This window comes from Nocardia sp. TBRC8007 (genome assembly GCF_056629435.1).
Genome location: NZ_JBWSOR010000010.1, coordinates 20,181 through 36,033 on the forward strand (window position 1 = coordinate 20,181; position 15,853 = coordinate 36,033).

Consider the following 15,853-nt stretch of genomic DNA (forward strand, 5'->3'; position numbering starts at 1 on the left):
GAAGCCCCTACACGGTCCAGTCGCCGGTGGCCTGCCGGTACACGGCCCGGATCTCACCGGCGCGCGCGTCGTCGAGATCCTTGTAGTGGCGGGCGACATTGGCCATCACATCCCCCGTTTCGCCGAGCCGTTCGGCGATGGTGGGGAGCAGCGTCTTCAGCAGCGATTCCGTGGTGAGATGTTCGGCAGCCCGCACCGCCAACAGCGGACTGGCTACCGCCGGGCCGAAGGGGCGCTGTGGGTGCAGGGCCGACGCCTCGTCGGCCAATGCGTGCAAGGTCGTGCTGAGCCGACCGAGCGTTTCGAGATCGGCGCGCAGGGATGACACGAGAAACTCCTGATATCGACGGGGTGTCTACTGCTCGGGCGGCAGAATCGCTTCGACCGCTTCGGCGGCCGCGCGGACGTGATCACACGAGTCCCAATCGGTTTCAGGCGAGTCCGATAACCAAACCCGGACTACGCCATCGGGTCCGGACATGACGATGGAACAGGTGTCGGCGCCGGCGGTGTAGAAAAGGGCATCGCGATTATTGACGGTGGTATCCGTGGCGTTCTCTAAGCTGCGAGTACGGAAATCGTCGACCGTGAGATTCGACGAGATGACCCACAAACCGCCCACTCGCCCCATTCGGTCGCTGAATTCGCTTTTCTCCAGTCGGTCGAAATCGCAACCGATCAGAGCGTAGTCCTCGAAGACGAAGTCCTCACGTTCCCGTGTCTTCGGCACGAACCCCAGGTCGGCGACCACCTGATCAGGCAATGTGAAGCATGGGTCGTACTCGACAGCGGTCCGAGCCCGTTCCGGTTGATGTGGTGTCGGTTCCACCGTGACCTCCATCGCCACGGTGGTCGTTGTCGGCGCGGAAGTCACGGTGGGGGTACCCGTATCAGTCGCGCCACACGCGGCAAGCGTGACCATGCAACAGATGACGCCCCCCGCCTCTAATGCCTGTCTGATCTTCACGACGCTCCCTCGATCAGCTTGGCATGGTGTTTCAGCCGTTTCTGGTTGACCGCGTCGGCGTCTTCGATCTGCCCGGCGGCGATCAGATAGGCCTCTTGAAGCCGGTAGATACCCTCGATGATCTGGTTCAAGACGTGTTTGCCTTCGGTGGCCTTCCAGCTGAAGCCCTGGCGAAGCTCGTGCGCGGAAGGGAAGTCACCGAAACTACACGCATCCTCGGCCCTGTTCAGCGAGTTCAGCATCTCGACGATGTCCTCGACGAACATCTTGTACGAGTCCACGATCGCACGCACCCCCTCGGCGTCGTACTGGAAATCACCGCCGGCCGCGACCCCGCGAAAAGCGTCGATCTCGGTTCTGCCGTAGTCGATTTCGGGTAGCTCCCGAGCCATTACGAGCCCCTTCGCTGGTTACTGATACGAGAGACGAGCCCGGCCCGACGACCCAGCTCTTCGGCGATCCTGTCGGCGGAGGCCGGTGTCACGGTGGTCTCGGTATTGACCACTTCGATCAAATACCGACCGGAGGCGAACTGGCCGGGCGGAATGTCGATCCAGGAGAGATACTCCGGCGCTGCGGGCCTGATGCGCAGATCCCGTTCGATGATCAGCTGCCCCTCGGCAGCTCTGGCCAGCCTGGTGAGCTTTCGGATCCGTTCATCGACCGGGAGCCTGCCGTCCGCGGTCCTGCCCCAGCCGAGCGGCGGCTCCGCACCACGCACCCGCGGCGTATACCCGAGCATCGCTCCGGCGCCGCCGGGTTCCGCCTGCGGCATCGTGGCCGCGATATGCCGCGCGGCGGAGGCGGGGTCGGTGACGACGAGCCGGATCGGGCCGCTGTCGTCTCTGGTGCCCGGCTTCTGGGCGAGGATCACCGCCAGCCGGTCGGTGATCGCGGCGTGAGCGCGGATCTCCCGCCGGTCGCGCAGCAGCCCATAGCAGCGCAATCGGATCTCGGGGGCGCTCAGCACTTCGAAAGCGGGGGCCAGCTCCCTGATGACCTCGGGCGGAAACCGCTGTTCGAATTCGGCGACGTGCCGGGCGTATTCGTCGGTGGTCGCCGCTGTTTCCTGGATTCGCAGCGGGTCCGGGTAATCGAATGCGTCACGACCGGCGAGTACGCGCCATAACCAGGCGAATTCATCGGGGCTCATGGTCTGGCTCACCGCGGATTCCGCTCCGTCTCCGCGGTGGTATCACCCGAACCCGTCTCGTCGGTGTCCCAGTCGTACTCGCTCAGCAAAGCGGCGATCTCCGGGGACAGGGCAGGTGGCGGTGTGGACTGAGCATCGGTCGCGGTGTGGTCGAACGCCATGGACGACGCACCAGGAGGCGGGGAGGGTTCAGCCGCCGGACCATGCGCTCCTGTGGCGGTGCTCGGTGCGGGCTCGTACCGACCCGTGGCCGATATCGGTGTTACCGGCGCCTGCTCGGGCGGGTCGATCCGGAACGGTTCCGGCCCACCGACGACGGTATCGGTGCCGATCACCGCGGCAGGCGCGGCTATGCCCGCGAGCCAGTCCGGCTGCACCCTTCGTAAATACTCGGCGGTGGTGTGCTCGTCGTCCGAGTCGTTCTGCTTTCGGCCACCCGCACCGGGCGCCATGGGACCCATCGCTCCCGGCATACCTGTCCGTGCGCTCGAACCGGAAGCGCCTGCGGCGGCCGCGAGTGGCGTGGCGCCACCGGGGCCCGGCACCGCCCGACCGGGAGCCGGGGCGGATGGTGCCGGGCCGCCCGGCAGGCCGGAGCCGGTACGGGAACCAGAGCCGGGTATGCCGATGCCCGGCGATCCGGCTGCTGGTGTCCCGATTCCGGAATGCCCGGTAGCGGGCGCCGAGTTGGTCGAAGCGGCCGGAGCCCGGGTCGTGTCCGTCGGTGCCGACGCGACCGAAGCCGGGGTGGTGCCTGCCGATGTCGACGCGACCGAAGCCGGGGTGGTGCCTGCCGGTGCCGTCGCGGCCGACTCCGTGGCAGGCCCGCTATCTGGATTCGGCTGCCCACCATCAGGATTCGGTTGGCCAGGATCTCCCGGCGTGTCTTCGGCGGGCGCGGGGGCTTCGTTCCGCGGTGTTTCCGTTTCGGTGGCGGGTTTCGTGGGGACGCTGCCGACAGGTGCGCCGGCGGACGGCGCCCCCGCGCCGCCAGGTGTGCCCGCGTCTCCGGAAAGAGCATCCGGAACGAATGTGTAGGCGGGAACCCCCGCGCCCGCGGGCGGATAGCCGGGCTTGTAGATGGAGTTCATCGCGGCGACGTTCGCTGCCTGGACCTGTCGTTCGGCTTCCCTGGCGGCGGTGGCGGTTTCCGGGTTCAGGATACCGGGAATGATCGACTGCACCGGATCGTCCGGATCAACCGACACCACTGGTATCGGCGGCTGCTGGACCGCCACACGAGTCGCCTCGGCGGTGTAATACAACTGCTCTGTGCGAGTGGTGACCGCTGAGAACACCTCGGCGATCTGATTGGTCACCTGGCCGAGCCGCACTGCCGCGGCCTGCGCAGCGTCACCGGCCCTTCCGGTAAGCGCTCCATCGCTCAACAGAGTATTCACTCGGGCCTGCATCGCGACCGAGAGTCCCCCGAGCCGCACGGAAACGTCGTTCCACGCTCCCCGAACCGTCTCCAGGCCCGCGATATCCATACCGCCCGGTCCGTGCACCGCATCGTATATCCGCTGTGCGGACATCCCCTCGAACCGGTCATCGGTGACCGCGTAGTCCGAGTCGGTGCCCGCCCCCTTGCCGGACAGTTCATCGGTGGTATTCCGCACCCGCTCCCGAGTCTCGTCGAGCGCCGCTGCGGCCTGCCTGCCCGCCGCCACCATGGCGGGATCGATACCGGTGATCAACCGGAAACCGCTGCCACCTGAAGACGATGAATTTTCCTCACCCATACGCGCGTCCCCCTCGACTTCCCGATCGGCGCGACCCCCAACAGGATTGACCCACGCAGTCTAACAAGCAGCACCCTGCTGGAGCCGACCCGATATACGTGTGGTTCACAGACCTATCCGACCTGACGCACCTCGACATCGACCGCGCCGTTCGAGGCGAACCAATAGAACGACGTGTGTCGCGGGTGGCATCGAGTACGTCGTAAGGGGAATTCGAATGAGAACGGCACGGTGCCGAATCCTCCTCCCCTCTTGGGGATTCGGTACCGGCCGACTGAATCAATGTCATCAACGATCCCCTGCGTGGACAAGGCATCGAGAACACCCAGTCATATCCACCCCATGTCCAGTGGTGCCACCCACGAGTAGCACTATTGGATAATCGATCCGAATCTGCAATCCTCGAGTCGAGAGGCACTGCGGTTCAGGAGGGTGGATTGAGCGAACTTCAGGTACCGACACTTGCTGAATTCGTACGATTACGCCGCATGGGACCAACCTGGTCGGCACCGGCAGGGATGTCCCGCCAGCAACTCGCCGCAGCGATCCATTCCAGCATTGGATACATCGCCAAAATCGAACAAGGCGATGCGCACTCGCCCAGTCCAGGAGTCCTCGATGCGCTCGTCGACGTGCTCGGCCTCGATGCCGACGAACGGATTCACCTGTATCGGCTGGCCCACCGGACACCGCATGAAGAGGAAACGGACGTCATTCCCGCTACGCTGCAATCGACTCTCGATGCGCTGGCACCCCACCCCGCAGCGGCGCTGGGCGACTACTCGGAGCTCTTGGCCTGCAACTCCGCCTGCGATGCGGCATTTCCGGGAATCCGAGCGTCTGGGAACACGCTGCGCTGGCTGTTCACCAACCCTTATGCGCGACTGGTAGTCGAAGAATGGGAGCGAGAAGCCGGCCTGGCGGTCGGGCGCTTGCGGCACTGCGCAGGCACAACGGAAGCGACAGAATCGCTACGGCAACTTCTCGACGAACTGGGTGACGAGCCCGACTTCCGGCGACTATGGACGTCGCAGCGAGTGGCGACGCACCGGCCGGACCCCACGATGCGGTTGCGCGATCCTAGAACCGGTGTCGTGCACACCATCCGGATCGAAGAACTCAGCACAACCGGGCAGGGGCGGCGGCACCTTCTGCTCCTCGGACTACCGGTCGACGCCGATATAGCTTGACGTTCGGTAGATCTCATCGAGGAATGCCAGCAGAATCTCATTCACCTCGTGTGGGTTGGTGATGTTCACCGCATGTGTGGCACCGGCAACCGTGTGCAACTGTGCGGCACCGCCGAGCTGATCCGCCAGGGTCGCCATCTCATCGTGACTGAAGGCTTGGTCACCGACACCCCGGATAAGGGTTGCCGGGCAGGTAATGCTGCCCACCATATCGGCGATCGACTCGCGATTGATCAAGCACTCCGCCGCCAACCGGATCCGAGCGCGGTCGCTGTCGAGCCACTTGTCCAGCCAAGGACGCTTGTCGTCGTCGGTACCACCGATCATCACGGAAGCCATCGCCTTGGCGATCGGCGCCAATGGCATCGAACCCATCCACGCGTCCATGACCTCGCGGTAGCCGACCTTCTGCTTCGGGCTGTACGCCTCAGCGGCCGTGCCGATCAGAACCACACCGTCGACCCGGCCCGGACACAGCAGCGCCATCCGCAGCGCCGTGAACCCACCCTGCGACATACCGCCCACTACCGCACGCTCGATACCCAGCTCGTCTGCCACCGCCCACGCGTCACGAGCCAGGTCCCAGTAGCTGAACGGTTCTCCGGCGTCCTCGGTCAGCCCGTGGCCCCGTGCGTCGATCGACACAACGCGATACCTCGGGCTCAGGGCAGCAGCCTGAGCTGCGAACATCTCCTGGTCGAGGAAGAAACCATGACCGAGCACAACCGCGGGTCCATCCCCGCCGGTGTCGGTGAAGTAGATCTTCGCTCCAGCCGATATCGCGTATGGCACAACACTTCTCCCTTTTCTCAGGCGGAGACCGTCGCCTGCTTCTTCTGCAATTCCAAAGCGATATCGATGAGCTGATCCTCCTGCCCGCCGACAAGCTTGCGTTTGCCCGCGCGGACGAGCATTTCGGCGGCGGAGACACCGTAGCGCTCGGCTTGGCGTTCGGCGTGCTTGAGGAAGCTGGAATAGACGCCCGCGTAGCCCATCATCAAGGCTTGGCGGTCGAGCAGGCATTCCTGGGGCATGGCGGGGCGGACCACGTCTTCGGCGGCGTCGGCGATGGCGAAGAAATCGATGCCGGTCTTGATGCCGAGTTTGTCGCATACGCCGACCAGGGCTTCGACGGGGGTATTGCCCGCACCGGCGCCGAAACGGCGTGCGCTGCCGTCGATCTGGGTGGCGCCCGCGCGGATGGCGTAGACGGAGTTGGCTACGGCCAGGTCGAGGTTCTCGTGACCATGGAAGCCGACTTGGGCGTCGTCGCCGAGTTCGGCGACCAGCGCGGCGACTCGGTCGGAAACCTGTTCCAGCACCAAAGCGCCCGCGGAGTCCACGATATAGACACATTGACAGCCTGCATCGGCCATGATGCGCGCCTGCTTTGCCAGTACCTCCGGCGGCTGAGTGTGCGACATCATCAGGAATCCAACGGTTTCCAAACCGAGTTCGCGGGCCAGCCCGAAATGCTGGATCGATACATCGGCCTCGGTGCAGTGGGTGGCGATGCGGCAGATGGAAGCGCCATTGTCCTGCGAGATCTTGATGTCTTCTTTCACGCCGACACCGGGCAGCATCAATACGGCGATCTTCGCCTTGGTGGCGGTCTCGGCGGCGATGGTGACCAGTTGCTGCTCCGGCGTTTTGGAAAAACCGTAGTTGAACGATGAACCGCCGAGGCCGTCGCCGTGGGTCACCTCGATCACCGGGACGCCCGCGCCATCCAGAGCGGCCACGATGTCACGAACCTCGGTAGCGGTGAACTGGTGCCGTTTGTGGTGCGATCCGTCCCGCAACGAAGTGTCGGTGACTCGGATGTCGAGTTCTGCTGAGTAGACCATGGGAAAGCTCCTTACACCCGTGCCGCTGTGTCTGATTGGTCGCCTCGCTGCGCTCGGCTCCGGATCTGATCGGCGATGACCTCGCCGACCCGCGTCGCGGCGGCGGTCATGATGTCGAGATTGCCCGCGTACGGTGGCAGAAAATCTCCCGCGCCTTCCACCTCGACGAATACCGACACCTTCGCCATGCCACCGGAAACCACCGACGGCAGGTCGAACTGCGGCTCGTTGAGCAGCCGGTAGCCGGGCACATATTGCTGGATGTCGGCGACCATCCGGTGGATGGATTCGGCGATCGCTGCGGTGTCGGCATCCTCTGGGATGGCGCAGAAAATGGTGTCGCGCATGATCATCGGCGGTTCGGCCGGGTTGAGGATGATGATCGCCTTACCACGCTGCGCGCCGCCGATGGTCTCGACGCCGCGACTGGTGGTCTTAGTGAACTCGTCGATGTTCGCTCTGGTGCCAGGACCCGCGGAGACCGAGGACACCGATGCCACGATCTCGGCATACGGCACCGGGACGATCCGCGAGACCGCGGCGACCATCGGGATGGTCGCCTGCCCGCCGCAGGTGATCATGTTGACGTTCGGCGCATCGAGATTCGCGCCGACAAGATTCACCGGCGGCACTACAGCAGGACCGACCGCGGCGGGGGTGAGATCCACGGCGCGGATGCCTGCCTCAGCGTAGCGCGATGCGGCGGCGCGGTGTACATACGCTGAGGTCGCTTCGAAGATCAGTTCCGGCAGTTCGGATCGGCCGAGCAGCCAATCGACGCCTTCGTGCGAGGTCTCCAGCCCCAGCCCGCGGGCCCGCTTCAGACCTTCGCTGTCCGGATCGATGCCGATCATCCAGCGCGGCTGGATCTTCTCCGAACGCAACAGCTTATAGAGTAGATCGGTACTGATATTGCCGGACCCGACGATCGCGGCAGTGACGGTGCCGTTCACGGACACGACAGCCTCCCTAAGTGAATTGCAAACGGACAGCACCGAGTCCGGCGAACTCGGCATGGAACGCATCGCCCGGACGGGCGTCAATCGCGCGGGTGCACGAACCGGGCAGGACGATGTCACCGGCCCGCAACCGGACGCCGAAGCTTGCGACCTTGCGGGCCAGCCAGGCCACTGCGATCACCGGGTCGCCGAGCACGGCATCGCTGCGACCCTCGGCGACGACGTCGCCGTTGCGGGTGAGCACCGCGTCGATCGCGGTGCTATCGATGTCTTTCGGCGCGACGCGCCCCGCACCGAGCACGTAGCCCGCGGAGGACGCGTTGTCGGAGATGGTGTCGGCCAGGCCGATGTTCCAATCCTTGATCCGCGAGTCGATCAGTTCGATCGCAGGTGCATAGGCCACTGTGGCGGCCAGTACGTCCTGTTCGGTGCAGTCGGCGCCGGGCAGGTCGGCGCCGAGTACGAATCCGACCTCCACCTCGACGCGGGGGAACAGATAACGGCCCGCTTCGACCGGAGTGTCCTCGTGGACTTCCATATCAGCGAGCAGATGCCCGTAATCGGGCTCGTCGACGCCCATCATCTGCTGCATGGCCTTCGAGGACAATCCCACCTTGTGCCCGACCACCCGCGCACCGCGTTCGAGCCTGCGCCGGATATTGATCAACTGGATCTCATAGGCGTCGACCACGTCGATATCGGGATACGTGGAGATCAGCGGATCTATCGCCACCCGTTCGCGCTCGGCGTGTTCGAGTTCGTCGGCCAATTCGGCTCGTACCGCGTCGGACAGCACGCTAGTTTCCTTCCACAGTCGCTTGCTCGCGAGTCGCTTGCTCGCGAGGTGTTCGCTCGGACGCGGAGGGTCGCCCGCCCGCCGCGGACCGACCGGCTCTACGGCCGGAGAAGACACAGTCGGCCAGGGACAGACCGCTGACGTAGGACTTCGAGCAGACGCCGACCGCAGTGCGTCCAGCCGCGAACAGCCCTGGAATGGGTGTGCCCGCACTCGATCGGACCGCGCCGGTGTGCTCGTCCACGACGACGCCGCCGAGGGTGAGCATGGGGCACGGATTGAGCAGGCTGGGTTTGATCCCTACATCCAACAGCCAGAACGGGCCGGTGCGGACCGGTGCGGTGAATTCCGCGGGCTTACCGGCCGGATCGTTGGCGCCGGTCCGGATCGCGGTGTTGTGCGCCTCGACCGTCGCGCGCAGCCCGGCGGAATCGATACCCGCCCGCGCCGCGGCTTCCTCCAACGTGGCGCCACGGATCGCGGTGCGCCGCATGGCCTCGAACTGCGCGCGTTGGAACCACGTGCCCTGCTTGCCGATCTGTCCGATCGCAGTACGCATCAGCGTATCGTCGGCCAGCAGCCAGCCTTTACCGCCGTGCTCGGCGATCAGCGCGTGCCCGACCGCAGCGCCATAGCGCGTCTCGTCGATGACCCGCCGACCATCGGCATCCACCAGCATCGCACCGGTAAATGCACTGGGCGGCAAGAGGAATCGCCAAGCGGAGATATTGTCCATGCGGTCGACGACCGCACCGGCCTGCTGCACCATCAGGATGCCGCTGCCGTCGTCCCCCGTGGTGCCGAGCGCGAGGCCACCGCGATAGCCAGGCGCGTACTGCCGCACCATCTCGCGATTGGCGATGAACCCGCCGGCGCTGACCACCACTCCTCGCCGCGCCGAGACCCGAATTGTCTTGCCGTACCGGCGTTCCAACCGAGCCAACCGCCGTTCCAGCACCCGACGCAACGGTGGGTAGTAGATACCGGGCTTCGCCGCGATCTTCGCCATACGCGTATAGCGATTCCGCACCCGGCGTGGTGCATCACGCAAGGTCCGACATTCGACGCCGACCACCGCGCCCGCATCATCGGTGATCAACCGGGTTACTCGGGTGCGGGTCTCCACGCGCACGCCGAGCCCGGCCGCCGCGGCGGCGAGCGGACCGGTGAGCTGCTTGCCCGAAGTGCCCTTGCCTTTGACCCGATGGCCGCGTGGGGCGGCCGAGATGTCCCGGAACGCACCGGAGATCTCACTGCCGGAGTAGTACAGGTAGTAGTGATCGTTCGGGTACGAAGTCTTGTACGGGCACAGTGTGGGTTCGAACGGAACGCCGTGCCCCTGTAGCCACTCGATGAGCGCCGGGCTCTGCTCGACGAACCAGCGCAGCGTCTCCGGGCTGACTGCGTCGCCGACCTCGCGCTCCAGATAGGCGTACATCGCCTCTGCGGTGTCTTCGACCCCGGCCGCCCGCTGCACCGAGGTACCACCGCCCGCGTAGATGACGCCGCCGGACAGCTCCGACGCGCCGCCGCCCGCGAACCGCTCCAGCACGAGCACCTGGGCGCCCGCCGCGGTCGCTTCCAACGCGGCCGCCGCACCCGCGGCGCCATATCCGACCACGACAACGTCGCTGGCCAGGTCCCATTCGAGAGCCATGTCCTTCACTCCGGTCCGAAACTGAAACAAGTTTCCTAGACAAACGAAACGCCGAGCAAGTCTTCTGCCACACAACATAGACCAATAGCGCGTTCATTCTATAACGTGTTCTACATGACTGATCGGGAATACGACGTGGTGGTGGTCGGCAGCGGCGCCGCCGGCATGACCGCCGCCCTCACCGCGGCCCATCACGGGCTGAGCGTGGTAGTCATCGAAAAGGCCGCGCACTACGGCGGGTCGACCGCACGCTCTGGCGGCGGGGTATGGATCCCAGGCAATAAAGCGCTGCTCGCGTCCGGTCGGCCCGATGATCGGGAAGATGCCCGCACCTACCTGCACAACATCATCGGCGATGTCGTGCCCAAAGAGCGGATCGACACCTACATCGACCGCGGCGCCGAGGCGTTCGACTTCGTACTCGATCACAGCCCGCTGAAGATGCGCTGGGTGCCGGGGTACTCCGACTACTATCCCGAAACACCAGGCGGACGCGCCGCAGGACGCTCCTGCGAACCGAAGCCGTTCGACGCGAAAATTCTCGGCCAGGAGCGCTTCAATCTGGAACCGCCCTACAGCAAGACGCCGCTGAATATGGTGGTCACCCAGGCCGATTTCAAACACCTCAATCTCATCCGGCGGCACCCACGCGGTATGCTGCGCGCCATGCGCGTCGGCGCGCGCACCACCTGGGCCCGGCTCACCAAAAAACATCTGCTCGGCATGGGCCAGGCGCTGGTAGCCTGCCTGCGCAAGGGGCTGCTGGACATGCGGGTGCCTTTACTGCTCGATACCCCGATGACTGAACTGATCGTCGAGAACGATCGAGTCACCGGCGTCGAGGCCGAATACGAGGGTCAGGCCGTCCGCTTCACCGCTCGCTACGGCGTAGTGCTCGCCAGCGGCGGCTTCGAGCACAATGCCCAGATGCGCCAGACCTACCAGCGCGAGCCCATCAACACCGAATGGACCACCGGCGCGCCCGCCAACACCGGTGACGGTATCCGCGCCGGTCTGGAACTCGGCGGAGCGGTCGACATCATGTCCGACGCCTGGTGGGGACCGACGATCTTCAAAGGCGGCAAGCCGTGGTTCTGTCTGGCCGAGCGCAATCTGCCCGGTGGCATCATGGTGAACTCCGAGGGCAAACGCTTCGGAAACGAGTCGGCGCCTTATGTGGAAGCCGTACACACCATGTACGGCGGCGAGCACGGCCACGGCGAGGGACCAGGAGAGAACATTCCGGCCTGGCTGGTGTTCGACCAGCGTTACCGCAACCGATACATCTTCGCCGGGCTGCAGCCCGGCCAGAAATTCCCGTCCCGCTGGATGGAAAACGACCTCATCGTGCAGGCGCCGACACTCGCCGAACTGGCCGCGAAAATCGGTGTGCCGGAGCAGAATCTGATCGCGACTGTCGAGCGTTTCAACAGATTCGCAGCCACCGGTGTAGACCAGGACTTCCATCGCGGCGACAGCGCCTACGATAAGTACTACGGCGATCCCACCGTGAAGCCCAACCCATGCCTGGCCGCATTACAGGAAGGCCCTTTCTACGCGGCCAAGATGGTGCCCGGCGATCTCGGCACCAAGGGCGGCCTGGTCACCGACACCGCGGGCCGGGTGCTGCGCGAGGACGAGACCGTCATCGAAGGCCTCTATGCCTCCGGCAATGTCAGCGCCCCGGTCATGGGTCACACCTACGCAGGCCCCGGCGCTACCATCGGTCCCGCGATCACCTTCGGCTACCTCGCGGTGCTCGATATCGCTACCCGCAAGAAGCAACAATCCACTGCCGTGGCGCCCGGAGCGTGAGCGCGGGCCGGGATCCATCCACAATCACGCACGAGGAGAATCGGATGCCCATCGACCCGAAGATCGCGCTCGGCGCGCAACTGCCGAGCCTGGAGTTCGCCTGGACACCATCGGATGTGCAGCTCTACCAGCTCGGCCTCGGGGCGGGGACACACCCGACCGACGCGGCCGAGCTGCGCTATCTCGACGATCAGCAGCCGCAGGTGTTGCCGACCTTCGCCACCGTGGCGCCGACACTGCACGAAACCGAGCCGCCGAAAGTGAGCTTTCCCGGTATCGACATCGACTTGGCGAAAGTAGTGCACGGTCACCAGGAGGTCGATGTGCACCGGCCGATCCCAGCCTCGGGCAAAGCCACCAGCATCGGCCGGATCGCGGAAATCTGGGACAAGGGCTCGGCAGCGGTCGTGGTCCAGGAGCACACCGTCACCGGTTCCGACGGCGCACCGCTGTGGACGACGCGATCATCGATCTTCGCCAAGGGCGAAGGCGGCTTCGGCGGCGAACGCGGACCGAGCGCCAAATCCGAGCTGCCTGATCGGAAACCGGATTTCGATATCACCACACCGACCCTGCCGCAGCAGGCGCTGCTCTACCGGATGTGCGGCGACCGCAATCCACTACACTCCGACCCGGAATTCGCCCGCGCGGCAGGTTTTCCCGCCCCGATCCTGCACGGGCTGTGCACATACGGCATCGTCTGCAAGGCCGTGACCGACACCGTGCTCGACGCCGACGCGAGCCGGGTCACCGGGTTCCGCGCCAGGTTCGCGGGTGTGCTCTATCCGGGCGAAACGATCCGTACCCGAATCTGGCGGCAAGGCGACGAGCTGAGCATCGCCGCGACCGTCGTCGAACGCGACGACGCACCAGTGCTCGGTGACGTCACACTGCGCTTCGGCCCTGGTTCCCCGCGCTGAGCTGGGCCGAGCCGCGCGGTAGCGGTCTGGCCGCGGCTTTCCTGCGGGAGACCGCTACCGGTCAGCGAACTCGGGTGATCTCCGGATCGGACAACGGCTGGTCGAGAGCGGTCAAGCCTCACTTGCCGGGCGACGCGCGGCAATGCCCTGGATCACCAGACCGTACAGCACGACGATCGCTATCGGTGCCGCCAGCGGCGCCCAGGCCACATGCAACGGAACCGTTGCCGCGCCCACCGCGACCGCCGCGAAGCCGATCGCGCCGAGCACGGAGGGAAGGGTGGTCGGCACTACCCCGCGCGGCGCGTTCACTGTCGCGGCATTGAGCACGTATGCCGTCGCCACCAATCCTGTCGCGGCAGCGGCGAGCACACCCGTACCGGCTACCGCGAGCACTCCGGCCGTCAGCAGTACCGCACCGACCGCGAACAACCGGAACCACCAGCCGAGCACTACGAGGAGCACGGCGGGAATGCCGAACCACGGCTCCAGCAATGCCACCGAGGTCGCTAATAGCGCCCCGGAAAGTACGGCGAGAAATCGGGTCATCGGCGCACCCGTACAGTTCTGCGATGTTCCGGCAACGCGCGCATGATCTGGTCCAACCGGACATCTGGTGGCCAAGCCACGATATCGACGCCGACGGCACCCATGTCCCGGTACATCGCGGTGCGCTCCAGCTGCCACATACTGACCAAGATCGGGTCGAGATCCTCGTCGAACGGCGCACCGCGCAGCACATCCACCACAACCACCACATGCCCACGCTTACGCAGGTCGATCAACGCGAGTGCGAACTGTGTGTCCAGCAGCGTGGAGAACGCCACCACTATCGCACCGAGCGGCACAGCCGCGTGCGGAGCGAGGGTACCGGTAGTCGGAATGTGCTCGTCGCCGACACCGAGCACGGTGTCGACGATCCGGTAGAACTGACGGCGCCCGATATCCGGTCGTAACCAGCGTGGTGCCCGGCCCAGACACACCACCGCGGTCCGGTCGCCTGCCTGCAATGTCGACTGCACCACCTGTGCCGCGCCACGCACCGATAGCTCCAGTGCGGTGCTGGCCGGTCCAGGAGCCTGCTGCGAGGTATCCACCAGCACGACGACATCCGCGGCGCGGTTGGTCAGGCGCTCCGTGACATAGAGCCGCCCACGCCGCGCGCTTACCGGCCAGTTCACGGTGCGTAGCTGATCGCCCGGTACATAGGCACGGATATCCGCGTACTCGACGCCAGGGCCATACCTGCGGGTCAAGTGCGTGCCGAGCCGCTCGGGAAGCTCGACACGCGGCAACCGCATCCGCTGTGGATCGGTGATCGGATAGACGAACAGCTGCCCTGCGGGCAACACCGCGGTGGCGACCGCGAGTCCCGCCGGGCTCAACGCCGATACCCGCACCGAGACCGGGTAACGCCCCCATCGATGCGCACAGAGCGCCACCCGCAGCCCAGCGGGCGCCTGACCGGAATCACTTGCTGCTTCGACCCGCATCTGCGATCCCGGCACGTGCTCTGGCTTCAGACGCAGCAGCGCGTGTCCCCGCTCCACGAAAGCGGCCACGGTGAATACCGCTTCCTCGGATTCGAAACAACGCAAGGTGCCGCCGCCGTCGACCTGAATCGTGGTCGAGGACTGTTGCCACGAAGCCGTGGCGAGCACGCCGAGCAGCGGCGCGGCGAACACCACCAGCTGCCAGCTACCGATGGTCACCGCGGACACCAATGCCGCTGCGCCACACCCCGCGAGCATAAAAGCCAGCGGCGCGGGTCGCCAACGCAATTCAGTGACGACTACGGAGCTGGAGTCGCGATGCTTCATGTCATGCTGGCGCGCGGAACCGGAAGGCGGCGCAGCAGTTCGGCGATCACGTCCTCGCCGCGGATGCGGCGCACCCACATCTCCGGCCGTAGCGTGATCCGGTGCGCCATGGCTGGAATGGCCAGTGCTTTAACATCTTCGGGGATCACATAGTCACGACCGAGCAGCAACGCCCTCGCCCTGGACATCTGCACGAGGTCGAGCTCGGCGCGAGGGCTGGCACCGACTTCGACCTGAGGATGCCCCCTCGTCGCCGAGGCCAGTGCGACGACATAACCGACCACATCGGGATGCACGGTCACGTACTCGACGGATTGCCGCATCTCCAACACTCCTTCGACATCGACGACCTGATGCACCTGGGGTTGCTGTATGCCGCGCTCCAATCTGCGCCGGATCATCTGGGTCTCGTCGTGTTCGGACAGGTAACCCAAGCGCAGCTGGATGGCGAACCGGTCGAGCTGGGCTTCCGGCAGTGGATAGGTACCCTCGTACTCGATCGGGTTATCGGTGGCCAGCACGATGAAAGGCTGCGGCAGCAAGAAGGTCTCGCCATCAATGCTGACCTGGCCTTCCGCCATTGCCTCCAGCAGCGCGGCCTGCGTCTTCGGCGGGGTGCGGTTCACTTCGTCGGCCAGCAGCACATTGGTGAACACCGGCCCGTGCCGAAAGGTGAACCGACCGGAGGTCATGTCGTAGACGGTCGACCCGAGTAGATCGGCGGGCAGCAGATCGGGGGTGAACTGCGCGCGGGTGAACCGCAATCCGAGCGCGGCGGCGAACGACCTCGCGATGAGGGTCTTACCGAGGCCGGGCAGATCCTCGATCAATACGTGACCGCCGGACAACACCGCGATCATGATCAACTGCAATTCGTCCCGCTTGCCGACCACGACCCGGGACAGCTCCCGGAACACAGCCTCGCTGCGCTGAACAGTCGCATCCATCGGCATGGTCATGTGTGTACCCACATTTGTCTCAACCCAT

The 15,853-nt window shown here is 65.3% G+C and carries 16 protein-coding genes; 3 read left to right on the top strand and 13 right to left on the bottom strand.

Annotation, left to right across the window (positions count from 1 at the left end; all coding sequences use genetic code 11):
* Positions 1 to 7: 7 nt before the first annotated feature.
* Genes ACX4ZE_RS11395 through ACX4ZE_RS11415 form a run of 5 tightly spaced genes read right to left on the bottom strand, consistent with a single transcriptional unit; the run spans position 8 to position 3,862 of the window.
* Positions 8 to 328 carry a hypothetical protein gene (locus tag ACX4ZE_RS11395; protein ID WP_480273340.1) on the bottom strand — a complete coding sequence of 107 codons (321 nt, stop codon included), beginning with the start codon at positions 326 to 328 and terminating at the stop codon, positions 8 to 10.
* Between the two features lie 27 nt (positions 329 to 355).
* Positions 356 to 967 (bottom strand): DUF3558 family protein, encoded by a 612-nt coding sequence (locus ACX4ZE_RS11400; RefSeq protein WP_480273341.1) that lies wholly within the window; start codon positions 965 to 967, stop codon positions 356 to 358.
* Positions 964 to 1,359: a hypothetical protein gene (locus ACX4ZE_RS11405; protein WP_480273342.1), complete on the bottom strand. Its 396-nt coding sequence runs from the start codon at positions 1,357 to 1,359 to the stop codon at positions 964 to 966. The genes ACX4ZE_RS11400 and ACX4ZE_RS11405 overlap by 4 nt, the downstream gene beginning before the upstream one ends.
* Positions 1,359 to 2,132, bottom strand: a complete 774-nt coding sequence (locus tag ACX4ZE_RS11410; protein ID WP_480273343.1) for a hypothetical protein — start codon at positions 2,130 to 2,132, stop codon at positions 1,359 to 1,361. The genes ACX4ZE_RS11405 and ACX4ZE_RS11410 overlap by 1 nt, the downstream gene beginning before the upstream one ends.
* Positions 2,129 to 3,862: a hypothetical protein gene (locus tag ACX4ZE_RS11415; protein WP_480273344.1), complete on the bottom strand. Its 1,734-nt coding sequence runs from the start codon at positions 3,860 to 3,862 to the stop codon at positions 2,129 to 2,131. Before ACX4ZE_RS11415 ends, ACX4ZE_RS11410 begins: the two co-directional genes overlap by 4 nt.
* 437 nt (positions 3,863 to 4,299) lie before the next feature.
* Between ACX4ZE_RS11415 and ACX4ZE_RS11420 the strand changes: the two genes are divergently transcribed.
* Positions 4,300 to 5,052, top strand: coding sequence for a helix-turn-helix transcriptional regulator (locus tag ACX4ZE_RS11420; RefSeq protein WP_480273345.1), 753 nt, complete (start codon positions 4,300 to 4,302; stop codon positions 5,050 to 5,052).
* Here ACX4ZE_RS11420 and ACX4ZE_RS11425 read toward each other — a convergent pair.
* From ACX4ZE_RS11425 to ACX4ZE_RS11445, 5 genes are read right to left on the bottom strand one after another with little or no spacing between them, the layout of a single operon-like run.
* A complete protein-coding gene (locus ACX4ZE_RS11425) occupies positions 5,026 to 5,844 on the bottom strand; it encodes an alpha/beta fold hydrolase (protein WP_480273346.1) in 819 nt (272 codons plus the stop codon). The two genes, ACX4ZE_RS11420 and ACX4ZE_RS11425, sit on opposite strands and share 27 nt — an antisense overlap.
* Before the next feature lie 17 nt (positions 5,845 to 5,861).
* Complete coding sequence (gene dmpG / locus ACX4ZE_RS11430) at positions 5,862 to 6,899, bottom strand: 4-hydroxy-2-oxovalerate aldolase (RefSeq protein WP_480273347.1); 1,038 nt, start codon at positions 6,897 to 6,899, stop codon at positions 5,862 to 5,864.
* 11 nt (positions 6,900 to 6,910) lie between these two features.
* Positions 6,911 to 7,852, bottom strand: coding sequence for an acetaldehyde dehydrogenase (acetylating) (locus tag ACX4ZE_RS11435; RefSeq protein ID WP_480273420.1), 942 nt, complete (start codon positions 7,850 to 7,852; stop codon positions 6,911 to 6,913).
* A gap of 16 nt (positions 7,853 to 7,868) precedes the next feature.
* On the bottom strand, positions 7,869 to 8,654 hold the full coding sequence (locus tag ACX4ZE_RS11440) for a 2-keto-4-pentenoate hydratase (protein ID WP_480273348.1): 786 nt from the start codon (positions 8,652 to 8,654) through the stop codon (positions 7,869 to 7,871).
* A gap of 1 nt (position 8,655) precedes the next feature.
* The gene (locus ACX4ZE_RS11445; protein ID WP_480273349.1) at positions 8,656 to 10,311 is read right to left on the bottom strand and encodes an FAD-binding protein; all 1,656 of its coding nucleotides are present in this window, start codon (positions 10,309 to 10,311) and stop codon (positions 8,656 to 8,658) included.
* A gap of 114 nt (positions 10,312 to 10,425) precedes the next feature.
* On the opposite strand from ACX4ZE_RS11445, the gene kstD reads away from it, so the two are divergent.
* A complete protein-coding gene (kstD, locus tag ACX4ZE_RS11450) occupies positions 10,426 to 12,126 on the top strand; it encodes a 3-oxosteroid 1-dehydrogenase (protein WP_480273350.1) in 1,701 nt (566 codons plus the stop codon).
* A gap of 44 nt (positions 12,127 to 12,170) precedes the next feature.
* Positions 12,171 to 13,046: a MaoC/PaaZ C-terminal domain-containing protein gene (locus tag ACX4ZE_RS11455; protein WP_480273351.1), complete on the top strand. Its 876-nt coding sequence runs from the start codon at positions 12,171 to 12,173 to the stop codon at positions 13,044 to 13,046.
* 111 nt (positions 13,047 to 13,157) lie between these two features.
* On the opposite strand, the gene ACX4ZE_RS11460 is transcribed toward ACX4ZE_RS11455, so the two are convergent.
* The 3 genes from ACX4ZE_RS11460 to ACX4ZE_RS11470 are packed head-to-tail and all read right to left on the bottom strand — an operon-like array spanning position 13,158 to position 15,825.
* On the bottom strand, positions 13,158 to 13,595 hold the full coding sequence (locus ACX4ZE_RS11460) for a hypothetical protein (RefSeq protein ID WP_480273352.1): 438 nt from the start codon (positions 13,593 to 13,595) through the stop codon (positions 13,158 to 13,160).
* On the bottom strand, positions 13,592 to 14,866 hold the full coding sequence (locus tag ACX4ZE_RS11465; protein WP_480273353.1) for a DUF58 domain-containing protein: 1,275 nt from the start codon (positions 14,864 to 14,866) through the stop codon (positions 13,592 to 13,594). The genes ACX4ZE_RS11460 and ACX4ZE_RS11465 overlap by 4 nt, the downstream gene beginning before the upstream one ends.
* Positions 14,863 to 15,825 carry an AAA family ATPase gene (locus tag ACX4ZE_RS11470; protein ID WP_480273354.1) on the bottom strand — a complete coding sequence of 321 codons (963 nt, stop codon included), beginning with the start codon at positions 15,823 to 15,825 and terminating at the stop codon, positions 14,863 to 14,865. The genes ACX4ZE_RS11465 and ACX4ZE_RS11470 overlap by 4 nt, the downstream gene beginning before the upstream one ends.
* Positions 15,826 to 15,853: the final 28 nt, after the last annotated feature.